At 56.0% G+C, this 18,252-nt stretch carries 14 protein-coding genes and 2 pseudogenes; 7 read left to right on the top strand and 9 right to left on the bottom strand.

Annotated elements, in window-relative coordinates; genetic code table 11:
• Positions 1 to 33: 33 nt before the first annotated feature.
• Positions 34 to 441 (bottom strand): annotated as a pseudogene (locus QFI97_RS16485) (tyrosine-type recombinase/integrase); the annotation flags it as partial.
• 520 nt (positions 442 to 961) lie between these two features.
• Here QFI97_RS16485 and QFI97_RS16480 point away from each other — a divergent pair.
• Entirely contained in the window at positions 962 to 1,900 is a 939-nt protein-coding gene (locus tag QFI97_RS16480; protein ID WP_346431610.1) for an omptin family outer membrane protease, read from the top strand.
• Positions 1,901 to 2,306: 406 nt separating this feature from the next.
• Positions 2,307 to 3,038: a hypothetical protein gene (locus QFI97_RS16475; protein ID WP_346431609.1), complete on the top strand. Its 732-nt coding sequence runs from the start codon at positions 2,307 to 2,309 to the stop codon at positions 3,036 to 3,038.
• 363 nt (positions 3,039 to 3,401) lie between these two features.
• On the opposite strand, the gene uspF is transcribed toward QFI97_RS16475, so the two are convergent.
• The 4 genes and pseudogenes from uspF to nifJ all read right to left on the bottom strand — a co-directional run bounded on the left by uspF (position 3,402) and on the right by nifJ (position 8,888).
• Positions 3,402 to 3,836, bottom strand: coding sequence for a universal stress protein UspF (gene uspF, locus QFI97_RS16470; protein ID WP_095097205.1), 435 nt, complete (start codon positions 3,834 to 3,836; stop codon positions 3,402 to 3,404).
• 81 nt (positions 3,837 to 3,917) lie between these two features.
• Positions 3,918 to 4,130 (bottom strand): KTSC domain-containing protein, encoded by a 213-nt coding sequence (locus QFI97_RS16465; protein WP_095097208.1) that lies wholly within the window; start codon positions 4,128 to 4,130, stop codon positions 3,918 to 3,920.
• A gap of 145 nt (positions 4,131 to 4,275) precedes the next feature.
• A pseudogene (locus tag QFI97_RS16460) lies at positions 4,276 to 4,976 on the bottom strand (porin); the annotation flags it as partial.
• Between the two features lie 384 nt (positions 4,977 to 5,360).
• Positions 5,361 to 8,888: a pyruvate:ferredoxin (flavodoxin) oxidoreductase gene (gene nifJ / locus QFI97_RS16455; RefSeq protein ID WP_346431608.1), complete on the bottom strand. Its 3,528-nt coding sequence runs from the start codon at positions 8,886 to 8,888 to the stop codon at positions 5,361 to 5,363.
• Between the two features lie 549 nt (positions 8,889 to 9,437).
• Here nifJ and QFI97_RS16450 point away from each other — a divergent pair.
• Complete coding sequence (locus QFI97_RS16450; protein ID WP_041145253.1) at positions 9,438 to 9,704, top strand: putative hemolysin; 267 nt, start codon at positions 9,438 to 9,440, stop codon at positions 9,702 to 9,704.
• A gap of 74 nt (positions 9,705 to 9,778) precedes the next feature.
• Here the strand turns inward: QFI97_RS16450 and hslJ are convergent, their stop codons facing one another.
• From hslJ to QFI97_RS16435, 3 genes are all read right to left on the bottom strand, one after another.
• On the bottom strand, positions 9,779 to 10,201 hold the full coding sequence (hslJ, locus tag QFI97_RS16445) for a heat shock protein HslJ (RefSeq protein WP_095097226.1): 423 nt from the start codon (positions 10,199 to 10,201) through the stop codon (positions 9,779 to 9,781).
• Positions 10,202 to 10,323: 122 nt separating this feature from the next.
• Positions 10,324 to 11,313 (bottom strand): 2-hydroxyacid dehydrogenase, encoded by a 990-nt coding sequence (locus QFI97_RS16440; protein WP_095097230.1) that lies wholly within the window; start codon positions 11,311 to 11,313, stop codon positions 10,324 to 10,326.
• Between the two features lie 147 nt (positions 11,314 to 11,460).
• Complete coding sequence (locus tag QFI97_RS16435; protein WP_095097233.1) at positions 11,461 to 11,961, bottom strand: DedA family protein; 501 nt, start codon at positions 11,959 to 11,961, stop codon at positions 11,461 to 11,463.
• Positions 11,962 to 12,175: 214 nt separating this feature from the next.
• Here QFI97_RS16435 and QFI97_RS16430 point away from each other — a divergent pair, with 214 nt between their 5' ends.
• From QFI97_RS16430 to QFI97_RS16420, 3 genes are read left to right on the top strand one after another with little or no spacing between them, the layout of a single operon-like run.
• Positions 12,176 to 14,836: a YdbH family protein gene (locus QFI97_RS16430; protein ID WP_346431607.1), complete on the top strand. Its 2,661-nt coding sequence runs from the start codon at positions 12,176 to 12,178 to the stop codon at positions 14,834 to 14,836.
• 14 nt (positions 14,837 to 14,850) lie between these two features.
• A complete protein-coding gene (locus tag QFI97_RS16425; RefSeq protein WP_370525527.1) occupies positions 14,851 to 15,021 on the top strand; it encodes a YnbE family lipoprotein in 171 nt (56 codons plus the stop codon).
• A 7-nt stretch (positions 15,022 to 15,028) separates the two neighbouring features.
• A complete protein-coding gene (locus QFI97_RS16420) occupies positions 15,029 to 15,352 on the top strand; it encodes a YdbL family probable chaperone protein (protein ID WP_331835360.1) in 324 nt (107 codons plus the stop codon).
• Here the strand turns inward: QFI97_RS16420 and feaR are convergent, their stop codons facing one another.
• Positions 15,353 to 16,261, bottom strand: a complete 909-nt coding sequence (gene feaR / locus QFI97_RS16415; protein WP_095097245.1) for a transcriptional regulator FeaR — start codon at positions 16,259 to 16,261, stop codon at positions 15,353 to 15,355.
• Positions 16,262 to 16,495: 234 nt separating this feature from the next.
• Here feaR and QFI97_RS16410 point away from each other — a divergent pair, with 234 nt between their 5' ends.
• Positions 16,496 to 17,995 carry an aldehyde dehydrogenase family protein gene (locus QFI97_RS16410; RefSeq protein WP_331835359.1) on the top strand — a complete coding sequence of 500 codons (1,500 nt, stop codon included), beginning with the start codon at positions 16,496 to 16,498 and terminating at the stop codon, positions 17,993 to 17,995.
• Positions 17,996 to 18,252: the final 257 nt, after the last annotated feature.

The following is an 18,252-nucleotide window of genomic DNA, read 5'->3' as shown; positions in this document are numbered from 1 at the left end:
TGAAACAAAAAGGGCATGTAGGGCAAAGTTAAATCACAGTTCAAGCCTGGCGTTGAGTATCGATACCCGATCGCCGTTCATTTCTTCAGTCCATGAACTGTAGACTTCAGACACCATTTTCGCGTTTCCATGCCCCATCTGGTTAGCAATAAAAGACGGGTTAGCGCCGGCTGATAGCAGCCAGCAGGCAAAAGTATGTCGGGTATGGTACGGATTCCGACGACGAATGCCAGCGCGTTTTACTGCGACTTCTCATCTACTACCGATACTGCTGTGAGAGTAGTCGGCTTCTGCACCTCGTTCCGCTTCCTGGGTATAAAAACAAAGCGCAGTTTTTGTGGCTCGCGAGCGCCGTACTCACCTGCGGTGAAAAGTAATTTTCGTCAGAGATTGCGAGGTAGTCGGCGCGTGTTGTGCTTGCAAAGCTTCCCGCGCAGGTTCAGGCATCTAATTGCCCGGTAGCAGAATGCAGAGGTGATTGGGGTAGGGGGAAACCATCTATAAATATTTGCCTGAGGTAAACGAGAAGTAATAAAAAACTCGACCTGAGTCGAGGGGCGGTGCTGGCAACTCGATCAGAGAAACTTAAATTTTTCGAGGCTATCTTTTGCCAGTTAAAAGCAGTGCACCAGGATTAAAATATAATTATTAGCACCCTGATAATTTAGTTGTTAAATGATTCGCTATAGATAATTAATAGACCTGCGGGTTGAGTGAGAATCGAGTGAAAAACACAGTTTTTTGCTGCAGCAGGTGATCGATATTAGCCAGCAAATACATCAGGGATATCTGCAAAGTACGGGCTATTCCTCTCTAAAAAAGAGGAATGTAACCCGTCAGGAGGTTGGAATTCCTGGTGACTGAAAAAAACAATTACAAAAATTGACAGTTGCCTCACATTTGTATGAGATTTAAACTTCATCTGCAACTTATGGATTCCCTTTTGATTATGGAAAAAAAAATGAAAAAAAGTACTGTTGCAGTAATGATGATGGCTACTCTTTCAGGAACAGCTTATGCGGAGTCAACGCAGTTAACCCCGAATTTCTCTCCGGAAAGTTTTACTGTATCGACCTCTGCAGGGATGCTAAGCGGAAAATCTCATGAGATGGTTTATGACGCGGATACAGGTCGAAAAGTTAGTCAGCTGGACTGGAAAATAAAGAATGTTGCTATTCTGAAAGGTGACATCTCCTGGGATGCGTACTCCTTTCTGACGCTGAACGCCCGCGGCTGGACGTCTCTGGCTTCGGGATCCGGTCATATGGATGATTACGACTGGATGAATGATAACCAGTCCGGATGGACAGACCACTCATCTCATCCCAGCACGAATGTTAATTATGCCAATGAATACGATCTCAATGTGAAAGGCTGGATATTCCAGGACGAAAACTACAAAGCTGGTGTAATCGCCGGTTATCAGGAAACACGTTTCAGCTGGACGGCTACCGGTGGTTCTTACGACTATGATAACGGTGCTTATACCGGCAATTTCCCAACCGGAGAGCGTGGTATTGGTTACAGTCAGCGATTCTCTATGCCATACATTGGTCTGGCGGGTCAGTATCGTATTAATGATTTTGAATTTAATGCCTTGTTTAAATTCAGTGATTGGGTCCGGGCACATGATAACGATGAACACTATATGCGGGATCTGACCTTCCGTGAGAAAACGACTAATTCGCGTTATTACGGTACGTCGATTGATGCCGGATATTACGTCACGCCTAATGCCAAAGTTTTTGCCGAATTCACATACAGCAAATATGAAGAAGGCAAGGGAGGTACTCAGATTATTGATACCAACAGCGGCGAGTCGGCCTCAATTGGTGGCGACGCTGCCGGAATTTCAAATAAAAACTATACTATTACAGCTGGTCTGCAATATCGGTTCTAAATCAGTACAGATCCTGGGTATACCTTCTGTTGGATATAAAGCCCCTTCTGGGGCTTTTATAGCACTGTGTGACCCACGACTAGCGCGGGCTATTCTGGCGATTCACCGCGATCCTGGCCGGGGATAGTCTGTTGCTAAACTTTCGCCAGGAGTTTTGTGGTGGCAATGAGCGAGAAGCTGACGTCAATTGAATCTGTTCTTGAGAACAGATACCAGCCCAATAGTGACTTTAAGGTACCGGAGAACCACCATGATTTTGTACTAAGAACACATTTTTATGCTGAGTTAATTTTGTAATGCTGAATACATATTTATTCAGATAAAATAGATCTCACTATCTACATGGTATTAGTTTTCCCGATATACTATCACCTGATTATTCGAATAAATGATGGATGGTCCTACTATGCTCACATCTGACGCGCGTTATCAGCTCTTAGCTATGTATAGTGCACAGCATCTACGTGCTGTTGCAAACAGAATTATTGCTCGTACTGAGTTACCCGCACTACATTTTTCTTCACTAGTCTGGCGGGGTATGTGGTTACCGATAATCCCGCCACTTTTACAATCTGACTCATCTAACGAATTCTTTCAAACTACTGGGTTTCACTATCCGTCCACTTCACGCCTTAAGTCCTGGCTCACTCCAGATAATAAGGGTATTCTTGATATCAACTCTTCAGGTAAGCTTATATATCTTGCTGAGTTTATTGAAAAAGACTGGCATCTTCATCAGCAAGAGCCAATATGGAGAAAACATCCGACAAACAGACTTAACGGCTATGCATATAACATTATACAGATCCTAATGTATGATAAAATTTCTGATGATTATCCAACTGAATACTATCGTACAATTCAGTATAATCTTTTAGATTCAACATTAAAAAATAAAAATCTCAATGACTGGATTAATGCATATCAAAAAAATTCAAAAGACCCGTTTTTTGTTGCCACATTAGACTTGACTCGGATATCGAATATGAAGTCAACTTTTTTATGGCAAATTACGCTTGAGACGAGAAATGGACTATACACAACCTTATCTATGGAGGCAGCACCAGGTTCCTCACATTATTCTTACGCACATCCTATTAGACACAAACGGGTTCATTCATTTATAGGATATGTTTGAAAGTTGAGTTTATTGTGCATAAAAAAGGACTGATTACCTATTTTTTTTGCTCTTCCTTTTACATGTGAAAATACTCGACACCGTAACGAGTTGAATATTTAATCCATTTCCTGCATGCAAAAGTCTGCTCCAGGCTCGAAGCAGACTGCTGTAGGGCTAACTATTAATCACAACATTTACAGGAAAGCTATTATTCTGCCAGCAGCGTTGCTGACGGCGGCAACTAATGGCGTCTGACGTTGATGAGTATCAGTCTGTGGCGTGTATGGTACGGATTCGCGCCGGGGATGTCAGCACATTTAAGAGAGTTTAATCGGTGGCGGATTAAGATAAAAAGCCCGCACCGGCGGCGGGCTGAAGAGGTTAGCGGACAACCAGTACGGAGCACTCGGCATGACGCACGACGGCCGCGGCGTTAGAGCCGAGCAGGTAGGTCGTGATATCCGGGCGGTGAGAGGCGATGATGACTAAATCTGCCGGCAGCGACTTCGCCAGCCCCAGAATGTTGTCTTTCGGCGAACCTTCGGCAATATGGAAATGCACCCGGTCTTCAGGGATGGAAAACTGCTTCACCACCTCTTTCAGCCGCGTTTCAGAATCCGCTTTGAACTCATCCATCGGCGGCATCTCTGCGGTATAGGCCATGCCCAGCGAGGCATAATAGGGAAGAGAGGGGATCACGGTCAGAAAGTGGACTTCCGCATCATCAATCCGTGCTTCGGCTTCAACGTGGCTGATAACGCGTTGAGTTAATTCTGTATCGGAAATATCTATGGGTACAAGAATTATTCTGGTCATAAAACCTCCTGTTTAATTAACCTTTAAAAGTGTACGACATTCAGGGGCGATATGTACAATGACCAGGGTCACACTTTGGCTTCAGACCACGGGGCGTTCGGTAAATTTACCTTTGATAACCCCGTCATAAAACCGACCTTTGGAAACCACCTGCAGAAAGTTGTGAAAAACCCGCGGTGGTACGTTGCAGTACTGCAGAGTTTTATTGTCACGAAAACGTATTTCAAGGATGCCGGAGGTTTCGTCGTAGGCGACGGAAGTAATTCGGGATGATTTTACGGGATGATGATGCATTGCTGGCGTCCTTTACGAGCGGTCTTTTAAGCAATATATCATCCACTGGACGACTATTTTAACACAACAGGTATATTGTTTTGATTTGGTTAAAATGTCGGCAGAAAGGGAGGCGCAGACCCGTTGTCGCCAGCGGGCCGCGGCATCAAAACTGGTAGACCAGGCCTGGAGACACGGCATCATCGGTGCCGATGCCGATGCCGATGCCGATGCCGATGCCGATGCCGATGCCGATGCCGATGCCGATGCCGATGCCGCTGTTTGCGTAGAAGCTGTCGTTTTTATCCAGCAGGCTGATTCTGTCATCGACATAGGTGGACATGGCTAAAGTAATCGGTCGCGCCGATATCGGCATACTTCACCAGATCTTTGTCGCCGTCGATGTTGTTCAGACCTCTACCTTCGACATCAGGAAAGAGACGGCCGGACGCAGGCCAAAATCGAACGGATACTGAGCGGTGACTGTAACGTTCTGCGTTTTGTTGGCGATCGCACCGTTCTGGTTGCTGTAAGGGGTCATATTGCGGGTTTCAGAGTAGGGAGATATTGCTGGCGTCATATTTCACGCCGGTGCTCCAGGCGTCGGCCTTGTCGCCGCCGGCGGTAGAGCGGTTGGTCTGCTCGTTGGTACGATCGGCACTCGCCAAATTTCAGACCGGCGAATGCCAGACGGGTCCAGGCGTGGTTAGTCTCTGATTCGCTATTATTGGCCTGAGCGTTATATTCCCATTGGCTGTAGCCGGTCAGCAGACAGCTAATATAAGCTTCGCCTGTGAAGCCAGGACGGATACAGCTCATATCGTCATCAGAATACGTATCATCGGAGAAATAATGTAAGCCATCTACTAATGGTGGTCAGTGCTTTTTTTTCATTTGGATAATCCTTTAATATTTTTTTGACTTCCTGCGAAGAGGTTGAATTATTATAAATGAAGGGTATTAAGTTATGGGGGATATAAAATGCTTCACTATAAGTAAAGTCTAAAATAAATAACGCCGCTGCTGCGGTGATAGTTTTAGTGAATCTATCAATGCAATACATATAAAATAAAAATTATACGGCGGCAGATTAATGAGATATTATTCGCGCGTTATATGCCTTTGTTTATTGTCAGCAGATTCTTGGTTGCCGCATTTTGGTGTCCTGTTACGGACTATTTAAACGATAAAATGACAAGCCCGAATATGTATTCGGGCTTTTTTTATGGCAACGCTCAGGCGCAGTGAAAATTAGCTTTCGACGGTGGGTTTCTCCGCTTTACCGGCCATCCGGGCAAGGAAGTCATAGCGCTTTTGCAGATCCGCCGCGGCATCCTGCCACAGTTGCTCTGCCACCTCCGGCTGCTGCGCGTTGAGGCGACGGAAGCGCTGTTCGTTTAGCAACGTTTCCGCCAGCGCGTCTGACGGCGGGCGAGAGTCCAGCGCCAGCGGGAGCTTACCTTCATCCGCGCGGCGCGGATCGAAGCGGTACAGCGGCCAGAACCCGGTCGCGGTCAGCTGGCGCATCTGATCGTGGCTCAGCGCCAGATCGTAACCGTGCTCTTCGCATGGGCTATAGGCGATAATCAGCGACGGTCCCGGATAGGCCTCTGCTTCCTGAATCGCTTTCACCGTCTGATTAAGCTGGGCGCCCAGCGAAATCTGCGCCACGTAGACGTGGCCGTACATCATCATGCTGACGCCGAGGTCTTTGCGCGATTTACGCTTACCGTGCTCGCCAAATTTGGTGACCGCGCCGAGCGGCGTGGCCTTCGATGCCTGGCCGCCGGTGTTGGAATAGCACTGGGTGTCGAGAACCAAAATATTGACGTTCTCGGTCAGGCTCAGCACGTGGTCGAGGCCGCCGAAGCCGATATCATAGGCCCAGCCGTCGCCGCCGATCAGCCAGATCGATTTTTCCACCAGCGCGTCGGCGTCGGTCAGCAGCTCCTGCGCTCCCTCAACGCCGGCCAGCGCGCGGCGCAGCTCCGCCACCTGCTCACGACGGACGTCAGGAGCGGCCTCGGCGTGCAGGGCAGCGTTCAGCTCCGCCGGGATCGTATCGGCAAACTGCGTCAGCAGGCGCATCACCCGTTGACGATGCTGATCCACGGAGAGGCGGAAGCCAAGGCCAAATTCGGCGTTATCTTCAAATAAAGAGTTGGCCCATGCCGGGCCGCGCCCGTTGGCGTCGGTGGTATACGGCGTTGACGGCAGGTTACCGCCGTAAATAGACGAGCATCCGGTGGCGTTGGCGATCAGCATCCGGTCGCCGTACAGCTGGGTCAGCAGCTTGATGTAAGGCGTTTCGCCGCAGCCGGAGCAGGCGCCGGAGTACTCAAACAGCGGGCTTATCAGCTGAGAGGTACGAATATCAATGCGCTCCAGCGCGTTGCGGTCGATCTCCGGCAGGTTGAGGAAGAAGTCGTAATTGACCTTCTCCTCCTCAACGTGCTCAAGGCGCGACATCATATTGATGGCCTTGATCTCCGGGTTCTGCCGGTCTTTAGCCGGGCAAACCTCAACGCACAGATTACAGCCGGTACAATCTTCCGGCGCCACCTGCAGAACGTATTTCTGTCCGCGCATATCGCGGGATTTCACATCCAGCGAATGCAGGCTGGCCGGGGCCGTTTCCATCGCCTCCGGGGAGATAACCTTGGCGCGGATTGCCGAGTGCGGGCAGGCCGCGACGCAGTGGTTACACTGGGTACACAGCTCCTCTTTCCAGATAGGGATCTCTTCGGCGATATTGCGTTTTTCCCAACGGGTGGTGCCCATCGGCCAGGTGCCGTCCGGCGGCAGAGCGGAGACCGGCAGCGCATCGCCGAGTCCGGCCAGCATGGCGGCGGTGACGGTTTTGACAAAGTCCGGCGCGGAATCGGAGACCACCGGCGGGCGGTTCGGGCTGGCGGCGTTGACCTGCTGCAGCGGCACTTCGGCCAGCGACTCGCGGGCCATCGCCAGCGCCTGCCAGTTGCGCTCAACCAGCTCCTGACCTTTGCTGCTATAGCTTTTGGCAATCGCGCCCTGCAGTTCGGCCAGCGCGCTGTCGCCCGGGAGAATTTGCGTCAGATGGAAGAACGCCATCTGCATCACGGTGTTGATACGCGCGCCGAGGCTGCATTCGCGGGCAATTTTGGCGGCGTTGACGACATAAAAGCGCGCCTGCTTCTGGTTAAGCATCGCCTGCACTTCCTGCGGCAGGCGCGACCACGCCTCATCGGCGGCGTACGGCGTATTCAGCAGGAAAATCCCGCCGGGCTTCAGCCGCTCCACCATCTGATATTTATCGATAAACTGCAGCTGATGACAGCCGACGAAATCGGCCTGCGAGATCAGGTAGGAAGAGCGAATCGGCTTCTCGCTGACGCGCAGGTGCGAAACGGTCAGCCCACCGGCCTTTTTCGAATCGTAGACGAAATAGCCCTGCGAGAACCACGGCGTCGAGTTGCCGATGATTTTGATGTTGTTCTTGGTGGCCGATACGCTACCGTCGCTGCCCAGACCGTAGAACAGCGCTTCCAGCTTCGCCTCCGACGGCAGGGTATTTTCCCCCAGCGGCAGGGAGAGGTTGGTGACATCGTCATAGATACCGACGGTAAAGCGCGGTTTCGGTTTGGCCGCGCTCAGCTCGTTAAACACGGCCAGCACGCACTCCGGGCCGAACTCTTTTGACGACAGGCCATAGCGGCCGCCGATGGTGCGCGGCAGCGTTTCGCGTTCCCCGCGGTTAAACGCCTCCGCCAGCGCGGTCATGATGTCGAGGTACAGCGGCTCTGCCTGGGCTCCGGGCTCTTTGGTGCGGTCCAGCACGGCGACCGCGCGCGCGCTTTCCGGCAGCGCTTCCAGCAGGTGGGCGGCGGAGAAGGGGCGATAGAGGCGCACTTTCAGCACGCCGACCTTTTCGCCGCGGCTGAGCAGTTCGTCCACCACTTCTTCGCAGGTGCCGATGGCGGAACCCATCACCACAATCACCCGTTCAGCCTGCGGATGGCCATAGAATTCGAACGGCTTATAGCGACGGCCGGTGGCGGTAGCGAAATCGTCCATTGCCGTTTCGACATGGTCGTAGACCGCGTCGTACCACGGGTTGGTGGCCTCACGGGACTGGAAATAGGTATCCGGGTTAGCGGAGGTTCCGCGAATTACCGGATGTTCAGGATTCAGCGCGCGCAGGCGATGAGCGTCGATTTCATCCTGCGGCAGCAGGCTGCGGATGGTGTCATCCGCCAGCGGCGCGATTTTGTTGATTTCGTGCGAGGTGCGGAAGCCGTCAAAGAAATGGATGAACGGCACCCGGCTTTTGAGGGTCGCAATATGGGAAATCAGGGCAAAATCCTGCGCCTCCTGGACGTTGCTCGCGCAGAGCATCGCGCAGCCGGTCTGCCGCACGGCCATTACGTCCGAGTGATCGCCGAAAATGGACAGCGCATGGGTCGCGACGGTACGCGCGGCGACGTGCAGGACAAACGGCATCAGCTGACCGGCCAGTTTGTACAGCGTCGGGATCATCAGCAGCAGACCCTGCGAGGAGGTAAAGGACGTCGAGAGGGCGCCGGTTTGTAAAGCCCCGTGCACGGCGCCGATAGCCCCGGCTTCCGACTGCATTTCGACCACCCGAGGTACGTCGCCCCAGATGTTTTTTAGCCCGTTACCGGCCCAGGCGTCGGCCTGCTCGGCCATCGTTGAGCTGGGGGTAATGGGGTAGATGGCGATAACTTCACTGGTGCGAAACGCGACAGAAGCGGCCGCGCCATTACCGTCGATAGTAATCATAAAAAGAGACCCTAACATTGCGCAAACAAAAAGAAGGGACCCGCAAAACGGCGGCGGATCCTGTAATTATAAGTAGTGAGTATAGGGGCTTTCGGTATGCCCTTGAAGTTGTGCGTCTTTCGAGTGCACAAATTGATCCATAAAACTCCCCCCGCCGGCGGGCCGGGCGAGGAGAAGCGGTGATCGATATCCTGCTGATTATTATCCCGTTAGCATAAATTCTCCGGGCACAAGAGCGCTAAAGCGCCAGCGCTGCGCGGAAACAGGCCCCTGGGCCGGATATCGAAGAGCAGCGTGCCTGCGGCTGGCAAAGGCGTCGGTGGTGGAATGGTTATCCAGCGATAATTTTTGCTTCAGCAGGCGTTTCTGCGGCGGCTTATCCGCAGGAACAGGTGTGCCACCTTACTCAAAATCGGCGATCCGCCGGGAAATTTGCTAGAAAATGTTAATGTGGCGCATAAATACCTGTTTCACCTCTCGACGTCGGGCGCCGGGCTGCCTATTATTCTTGGGTTTGTTTATTTTAAGATGTTTCCGAGGGGAGAGACGATGCGAGCTGCGTTTTTAGTTGGATGTGCCGCGTTATTACTGTCGGCCTGCAGTAGTGAACCTGTTCAGCAGGCGACAGCGGCCCACGTATCACCGGGCATGCGTGCTGCGATGAGCAGTACCGGGCAGGCAAACTGCGCGATGATTGGCGGCTCGCTGTCGGTGGCGCGTCAGCTGGACGGCTCGGCGATAGGGATGTGCGCGCTGCCTAACGGCAAGCGCTGCAGCGAGCAGGCTCTGGCCGGCGGCAGCTGCGGTAACTACTAAGCATCAGCCCCATACGGACGTCCTCTGCGGGCATCGTGCCCGCAGCGCCGACGCGCGCCAGCCGGCCCGTAGAATTAGTGAACCAGATCGGCGAGCTTATACACTAACGTCCGATCGGCGGTCGCCAGCGTCAGCTGATTTTCGGTGAGATCGACCTGCGCCCCGTCGCGCAGCATTTTGCCGAGCGTGGCGTCCAGCTCGTTAAGCTGCGGATCGGCGCACAGCATCCGGGTCATCGCCAGCTCTTTGACCTTCAGCTCGCCATCCGATACCTTGCCTTCGCCGCTAAAGCGGTTGCACATATTGCCTGAGACGAACGTCTTCTCGCCAAAGCTCAGCTCCAGCGGCTTCGTGCCGTCCTTAAGCGGCTGACCGTCGACGCTGGTCAGGATAAATCGATGATGCTGAAGCTGCTCCGCGCTGGTGGACACCTTGCTGTTATATACGCAGCCGGAAAGCAGCATTCCTGCCGCCAGCAGTGCAGCAAACTTATTCATTTTTTCTCCAGAAATATTTCACATCTTTAAGGTAGGCAGAGTGTAACTGTACTGCAGGCAAATTCTGTGGGGCTTATCTGAATGTGCCCCCCGCCGGGGGAGGGCACAAAAGGAGAAGGAAATCAGACCAGCGCGTTGGCGCAGGTTTCACCGGCGTCAACCTGGCGCAGGTTATCGAGGGTGGTTTGCGAAATACTGATTAACGCCTCGGCGGTGAGGAACGCCTGATGCCCGGTGAACAGCACGTTATGGCAGGCCGAGAGGCGGCGGAACACGTCATCCTGAATCACGTCGTTGGATTTATCTTCGAAGAACAGATCGCGCTCGTTCTCATAGACGTCCATCCCCAGCGCGCCGATTTTCTGATGCTTCAGGGCGTCGATTGCCGCCTGTGAGTCAATCAAGGCACCGCGGCTGGTGTTGATGATCATCACGCCATCCTTCATCCGATCGAATGCCGCATGGTTCAGCAGATGATAGTTCTCATCGGTCAGCGGGCAGTGCAAAGAGATCACGTCCGACTGCGCGTACAGCGTCTGCAGATCAACGTACTCGACGCCGAGATCCAGCGCGGCGGCGCTTGGGTATGGATCGAACGCCAGCAGGCGCATGCCAAATCCTTTCAGGATCCGCAGGGCCGCCACGCCGATTTTCCCGGTACCGATCACGCCGGCGGTTTTACCGTACATGGTGAAGCCGGTTAAGCCTTCGAGGGAGAAGTTGGCATCGCGGGTACGCTGATAGGCGCGGTGAATGCGGCGGTTCAGCGACATCATCATGCCGATGGCGTGCTCGGCGACCGCTTCCGGCGAATAGGCCGGAACGCGCACCACCCGCAGGCCCAGCTCTTTGGCCGCATCCAGATCGACGTTATTAAAGCCGGCGCAGCGCAGGGCGATGTACTTCACGCCGTGCGACTTCAGCTCTTCCAGCACCGGGCGGCTGCCGTCATCGTTAACGAAAATGCACACCGCCTCGCAGCCGTTGGCCGTTTTCGCGGTTTTTTCGGTTAACAGGAAATCGAAGAACTCGAGTTCAAAGCCATATGTATCATTAACATGCTGAAGGTACTTTTTATCGTACTGCTTTGTACTATACACAGCGATTTTCATAAGACTTTTCTCCAGTGATTATACCGTCACGGTAGCATATTTAAAATAATCGTACAATTCTTAAAAATTAGTTTAAATAACAGGTTATAATCATAATTCTAGAGTATATCTCTGCGCCGAGGTATCGCTTTAAAACATAATGCGTTTTTACCCCAGGCTGAAGCTAAAGGCGCCGGGCGCCAGCAGGATCAGCGGCCACAGCAGGCCGGAGCTGACGTTGGCGAGCTGAAAGCGCCAGAAAGAGGTGCCGCTGGCCCCGCTGGCGAGCGGAAGGGTGGCGCGCAGCGGAGAAAGGAAGCGGCTGAAAAATACCGCCCAGGCCCCGTGGCGGCGCAAAAACAGCTGGCTGCGGGCGAGGCGCTCGGCGCTAAGCCAGCGCAGGCGGTGGAGATGGTGCCGGTAGCGGCGTCCTGCCAGCCAGGAGAGCCAGAATCCGCCGATTGCCCCGAGCCCGGCGCTGAGCCACATTAGCAAAAAATGCCCGAGGCTGGCGGACGCGAGGGTGCCGAGCAGCAGCAGGCCGGACGTGCCGGGCACCAGCAGCGAGACGATGGCGCAGGATTTAATAAACGTCAGCAGGAACACCAGCAGCAGTAGCAGCGCATAGTGGCTCTGTGCCGACTCAATCAGCGAGTAGATAAACGCCACGCTCCCCCTCCGGCCTGCTCTGATGACGAACAGCCAGTGTGACAGGGACTGGCTAAATGAAGGCTAAATCAGCGGCGGGTCAAAAATCGTCGCGACGATGGCGGCGCAGCGGCTATTCTTAGGCAGGACGCAAACTTTAACTCACTGGTCGAACGTGCCACAATAAGCGCTACATTCGGCATATACTATTGTTGATTCAGGATATTAAGCGCCCATGAAGGGTAAATATAAAGCCGCTATCGCGCTGGTGTTAGCTCTCCTTTTGCTCCCGTTGGCGCTACTGTCTACGCTGACCCACTGGGTGCCGACGCTGGCCGGGATCTGGCTCCCGGCGGGGACCCGGATCTCGCTTACCGACAGCCCGCGCCTGACGCGCACCGCGCTGCGTATCCCCGATTTACGTTACATGGTTGGCGACTGCGAGCTGGCAAGAGTCACCAATGCCGAACTTTCCCACCCCAGCCGCTGGCGCCTGCATCTCGATGAACTGGATATCAACAGCGTCTGCCTGAGCAAGCTCCCGGAGAGTGAACCCGCGCCCGGCGCGCCGCGTACCCTGGCGGAATGGCAGTCCATGCTGCCCTATAGCTGGCTGACCATTGAGAACCTGCGCCTGTCGCCGTGGGAAAAATGGCAGGGGCGGCTGGTGATGTCGCTGACGCCGACGCAGCAGGATATCGGCTACAGCGGGCCTGAGGTCAGCGTGCAGGCCCGCCTGCGCGGTCAGGCGCTGACCGTCAGCGACTTCTCCGCGCGGCTGGTTGAAGGTCAGGCTCCGGTAAGGCTGGTCGGCGAGTTCCATATGCCGCTGGTGCCGGACGGTTTCCCGGTTGACGGCCATCTGCTGAGCACCTTTGAATTTCCGCAGGAGCCGGGGCTGGTTGACGCCGAGCTGGAGTGGCAGAAAAACCGCGGGCAGCTGCTGGTGACGCCGCGAGGTGAGGTGCAGCCGATGCTCGACCTGCCGTGGGAAATTACCCCCGAACGCATTGCGATTAGCGATGGTCGCTGGAGCACCGAATATGCCGGCTATCCGCTGAGCGGCCGCTTGGCGCTGGCGGTCGACGACTGGCAGCAGGGAACCGAGAATATGCAGGTCAGCGGGCGCCTGAACGTGCTGACCCAAGGGGAGGCCGGGAAGGGCAACGCGGTTCTGAACGTGGGCCCCGGCAAGCTGAGCATGGATAGCAGCGATATGCCGCTGCGGCTGACCGGCGAGGCGAAGCTCGGGGATCTTATCGTTTACGCCGCGCTGCCGGCCAGGCTGAGCGGCCCGCTCACCGCGCCGGAGCTGACTTTCCACCCCGGCGCGCTGCTGCGTTCGCGCGGGCGGGTGATTGACTCACTGAATATTGATGAAATACGCCTGCCGCTGGCGGGGGTACAGGTTACCCGGCAGGGCGTGGACGGCCGGCTGCAGGCTATTCTGCGCGCTCACGAGCAGGAGATGGGCGACTTCACGCTGCATCTTGACGGCAAGGCCGACAATTTTATGCCCGACCGCGGCCGCTGGCAGTGGCGCTACTGGGGCGACGGCCACTTCACGCCGATGCAGGCGCGTTGGGACGTGAAGGGCGCGGGAGAGTGGGTGGACAGCGCCATCGTCCTGAACAGCCTGTCCACCGGATTTGATAAGCTGCAGTACGGCACTATGCTGGTCAGCTCCCCTCGGCTGACCCTGGAACAGCCGATCCGCTGGCTGCGCGACGAACAGCATCCGAAGCTGACCGGCGCACTGTCGCTGGATGCCGGCAAAACCAGCTTTAGCAGCGGCAGCGAACTGCCGCCCTCGACGCTGAAATTTAGCCTCAACGGGCGCGACCCGACCTGGTTCCAGTTTAACGGTTCGCTGCACGCCGATAAAATCGGCCCCGTGCGGCTGGCCGGCCGCTGGGACGGCGAGCGTCTGCGCGGCCAGGCGTGGTGGCCGAAGCAGTCGCTGACCGTCTTCCAGCCGCTGCTGCCGCCGGAGTGGAAAATGAACCTGCGCGAAGGGTCGCTGTACGCCCAGGTGGCCTTCTCTGCCGCCGCCGATCAGGGCTTTGAGGCCGGCGGGCACGGGGTACTGAAAGGCGGTAGCGCCTGGATGCCGGATAATCAGATCAACGGCGTCGATTTCGTGCTGCCGTTTCGCTTCAGCCAGGGGACCTGGCAGCTCGGCACCCGGCGGCCGGTTTCGCTGCGCATCGGCGAGATAATCAACCAGGTTACGGCGCGTAATCTCTCCGCCGACCTGCAGGGATCATACCCCTGGAGCGAAAGCAACCCGCTACAGCTAAGTAACGTCAGCGTCGATATTCTCGGCGGCCAGCTGACCATGCAGCAGCTGCGCATGCCGCAGCGCGATCCGGCGCTGCTGCGCCTGCGGCACATCTCCAGCAGCGAGCTGGTGAGCGCGGTGAATACCAAACAGTTCGCCATGTCCGGGGCCTTTAACGGCGCGCTGCCGCTGTGGCTGGATAATGACAAATGGATAATCAAGGACGGCTGGTTGAGCAACCCAGGCCCGATGACCCTGCGGCTCGACCAGGATATGGCCGATGCGATGGTTAAAGACAATATTTCGGCGGGCGCGGCGATTAACTGGCTGCGCTATATGGAGATCGCCCGCTCGTGGACGCGCATTAATCTCGATAATCTGGGCGTCCTGACGCTGCAGGCGACGATTAGCGGCACCAGCCGCGTCGGGGAGAGAAGTAATACGGTGCATCTCAACTACTCTCATGAAGAGAACATTTTTGACCTGTGGCGCAGCCTGCGCTTCGGCGACAACCTGCAGGCATGGCTTGAACAGAATGCGGCGCTTCCCGCTCAGCGCTGTAAGGATAAGCAACACTGTACGCCTGTTGGGACAGGCTCTAAGGAACAACGATGATAAAATTGCTAACGATGCTGCTGGCAACGACGGTACTGCTGACGGGCTGTACGCCGCGGATTGAGATTGCGGCATCGAAGGAGCCGATCACCATCAATATGAATGTCAAAATTGAACATGAGATTCATATTAAAGTGGATAAGGACGTTGAGGATCTGCTCAAGTCGCGTAGCGATCTATTCTGAGGTGGCGATGAGAAAACGACTGTTGACGACCGCCCTGGCGCTGGCGCTCTTTAGCACCTCGGCGATGGCCCTGACGCTCGGCGAGGCGCGGGAGCAGGGACGGGTTGGCGAAACGCTCAGCGGCTATCTTGCCCCGCTGCGCCAGGACCGGGAAACCCTGGATCTGGTGAAGCAGATCAACGCCGCGCGCAGCGAAGGCTATCAGCGGCTGGCGGATGATAACAACCTGCCGGTGGATGAGGTGGCGAAAATGGCCGGCCAGAAGCTGGTTACGCGGGCGCAGCCGGGTGAATACGTGCAGGGCCTGAACGGCAAATGGCTGCGTAAATAATCAGCGGCAGCGTTTGCGGTACTCTCCCGGCGAAACGCCGAAGCGCTGCTTAAAGGCGGTCGAGAAGTGGCTATGGTCGCTAAATCCCCAGCGATAGCCGATCCCCGCCAGCTTTTCATCATCGTGGGCGTTGCTCAGCGCCCTGGCGCAAAGATCCAGACGCCGGTTCTTAATATACTGGGCCACCACCAGCCCCTTATCGGCGAACAGCCGGTAGAGGCTGCGCACCGACATCCCCGTTTCGCTGGCCAGCCACTCCGGGCGCAGATGCTCCGCCTGAATCGACTCATCAATCAAAGCCATAATTTTCTGAAACTGCTTCTCCCGACGCGACGGCTGCCCATCGTGATGGTGCAGCATCGGGCGCAGCAGGCAGACGATGGCCTCCAGCGCGGCCTCGCTCTCGCTCTGCGAAAGCGCCGGGCTGCTCATGCTTTCGTGCAGCAGGCGCTGGCTTAGCTGCACCATCGGCAGGGATTTCTCCAGCCGGGTGACGACGCGGATTTCGCTCCCGCGCAGCTGCTGCTCCAGCAGCTGGCGGGGCAGCAGCAGCGACGCCTGGCGCGATGTTTGCTGCCAGAAGATTGAACAGGGGCGGGAGGCATCGATCAGGGTGATATCGCCCGCTTCCAGCACCACCTGACGATCGTCCTGCTCAATGGCCGCCTGGCCGGAGAGCTGGAACACGGTATAAAACCAGGCATCGTTATCGCGCTTGATTTCGTTACGGGTGCGGTAGAGATTGACGCCGCGCGCGGTGACGGTGCTGACCTTGAGATTGCCGGCATAGCTGGCATCTATCTCCCCGTGAAAGTCGCTGTCCAGGGGACGCGCGGCAAAATGTCCGCAGACCTGATTGATTTTCGCCAACCAGTGCTGGTAGTCCTGTCCGTTATCTGCCGCCGCCATAGCTCGTCTCTTGTAATAATAATGTTTTCGCATTGTTGCATTTACGCTGCGCCAAACAAGAGCGAAGCGCGGAGTATATGAAAGAACTATTACCTGAGGCACATTTTTGCCCGCGCAATATGCCTAATTGCGGCGGCTGTCACAGCGGCAAAAACGAATGTCACAGAGAAAAAAGCGTGCAGCCTGAGCGCGTCGTAGACTGAATTCACGATCCGTGAGGAATAAGGAAGCGATATGTCCACAGCACAGGTAGCGCTGCTTGCCAGCGTACAGCAGTTTTTAGACCGGCAGCATGGCGTGTATATCGACGGCAGCCAGCAGGCGGCGCAGAGCGATAAGCGGCTGACCGTCTGGAATCCGGCGACCGGAGAGGCCATCGCCAGCACGGCGGATGCCGGCGCCGCGGACGTTGACCGCGCCGTGATGTCGGCGTGGCGCGCGTTTGTCTCCCGCAGCTGGGCCGGACGCACCCCGGCCGATCGTGAACGTATTTTGCTGCGCTTTGCCGACCTGGTGGAGCAGCACGGCGAGGAGCTGGCACAGCTGGAGACGCTGGAACAGGGCAAATCGATTAACATCTCCCGCGCCTTTGAAGTCGGCTGCACGCTGAACTGGATGCGCTATACCGCCGGGCTGACCACCAAGATCAGCGGCCGCACGCTGGACGTGTCGATTCCGTTCCCGCAGGGCGCGCGCTACCAGGCGTGGACCCGCAAGGAGCCGGTCGGGGTGGTGGCGGGGATCGTGCCGTGGAATTTCCCGCTGATGATCGGCATGTGGAAGGTGATGCCGGCGCTGGCGGCAGGCTGCTCCATCGTGATTAAGCCCTCGGAAACGACGCCGTTGACCCTGCTGCGCGTGGCGGAGCTGGCGAGCGAAGCCGGCGTGCCGGACGGCGTATTTAACGTGGTTACCGGCAGCGGGGCGGAGTGCGGCGCTGCCTTGACCTCACACCCGCAGGTGGCAAAGGTGAGCTTTACCGGCTCGACGGCGACCGGCAAACAGATTGCCCGCGTGGCCGCCGACCGGCTGACCCGCGTAACGCTTGAGCTGGGCGGCAAAAACCCGGCCATTGTCCTGAAAGACGCCAATCCGGAGTGGGTGATTGAAGGGCTGATGACCGGCAGCTTCCTCAATCAGGGGCAGGTGTGCGCCGCCAGTTCGCGGATCTATATTGAAGCGCCGCTGTTCGATACCCTGGTGAGCGGCTTTGAGCAGGCGGTGAAATCGCTGCAGGTCGGCCCGGGAATGCTGGAGTCAACCCACATTAACCCGGTGGTCTCCCGGGCGCACTGCGACAAAGTCGCCGCCTATCTCGATCAGGCGCGGCAGCAGAACGCCGAGCTGATTACCGGCAGCCGCGGGCCGGACGGCAAGGGCTACTACATTGCGCCGACGCTGGTGATTAACCCCGATGCCGGGCTGCGGCTCAGCAGAGAGGAGGTCTTTGGCCCGGTAGTGAACCTGGTGCGCGTCGCCGATGGCGAAGAGGCGCTGCGTCTCGCCAACGACAGCGACTTTGGCCTGACGGCCAGCGTCTGGACCGGCGATTTGAGCCAGGCGCTGAGCTACACCGAGCGCCTGCAGGCGGGCACGGTATGGGTCAACAGCCATACGCTTATCGACGCCAACCTGCCGTTTGGCGGGATGAAGCAGTCCGGCACCGGGCGCGACTTCGGCCCGGACTGGCTGGATGACTGGTGTGAAACCAAATCGGTCTGCGTGCGCTATTAGCCGCTGAGCCCGGCGCCTGCAATCCGGCTACCGGCGCGGATTACAGGCGCGGTATCGCCCTAACGCCCATCTTTGCTCTCCGGCAATAGTGGCAATCACCGCTAATACCGTGAATAAAAGCAATAAAGAGCGTCGGCGCTTTTTTTCACTTTTTTATACCAGAAAATTATATTTTCCTCATATCCGGCGCAGGTTTTAAATATAACCTCCAGCTTTTGCGGCTGGCTTAATGAATTTATTTTGCATAAATCGTTCAC

Source organism: Klebsiella scottii, from assembly GCF_036561945.1.
Classification (GTDB): domain Bacteria; phylum Pseudomonadota; class Gammaproteobacteria; order Enterobacterales; family Enterobacteriaceae; genus Klebsiella; species Klebsiella scottii.
Note: the sequence above shows the minus strand (reverse complement) of the source record. Positions and strands in the feature narration are given on the sequence as shown.

Coding starts and splice junctions, on each gene's coding strand:
- QFI97_RS16480 (WP_346431610.1), top strand. CDS start 962: ATGAAAAAAAGTACTGTTGCAGTAATGATGATGGCTACTCTTTCAGGA.
- QFI97_RS16475 (WP_346431609.1), top strand. CDS start 2,307: ATGCTCACATCTGACGCGCGTTATCAGCTCTTAGCTATGTATAGTGCA.
- uspF (WP_095097205.1), bottom strand. CDS start 3,836: ATGACCAGAATAATTCTTGTACCCATAGATATTTCCGATACAGAATTA.
- QFI97_RS16465 (WP_095097208.1), bottom strand. CDS start 4,130: ATGCATCATCATCCCGTAAAATCATCCCGAATTACTTCCGTCGCCTAC.
- nifJ (WP_346431608.1), bottom strand. CDS start 8,888: ATGATTACTATCGACGGTAATGGCGCGGCCGCTTCTGTCGCGTTTCGC.
- QFI97_RS16450 (WP_041145253.1), top strand. CDS start 9,438: ATGCGAGCTGCGTTTTTAGTTGGATGTGCCGCGTTATTACTGTCGGCC.
- hslJ (WP_095097226.1), bottom strand. CDS start 10,201: ATGAATAAGTTTGCTGCACTGCTGGCGGCAGGAATGCTGCTTTCCGGC.
- QFI97_RS16440 (WP_095097230.1), bottom strand. CDS start 11,313: ATGAAAATCGCTGTGTATAGTACAAAGCAGTACGATAAAAAGTACCTT.
- QFI97_RS16430 (WP_346431607.1), top strand. CDS start 12,176: ATGAAGGGTAAATATAAAGCCGCTATCGCGCTGGTGTTAGCTCTCCTT.
- QFI97_RS16425 (WP_370525527.1), top strand. CDS start 14,851: ATGCTGCTGGCAACGACGGTACTGCTGACGGGCTGTACGCCGCGGATT.
- QFI97_RS16420 (WP_331835360.1), top strand. CDS start 15,029: ATGAGAAAACGACTGTTGACGACCGCCCTGGCGCTGGCGCTCTTTAGC.
- feaR (WP_095097245.1), bottom strand. CDS start 16,261: ATGGCGGCGGCAGATAACGGACAGGACTACCAGCACTGGTTGGCGAAA.
- QFI97_RS16410 (WP_331835359.1), top strand. CDS start 16,496: ATGTCCACAGCACAGGTAGCGCTGCTTGCCAGCGTACAGCAGTTTTTA.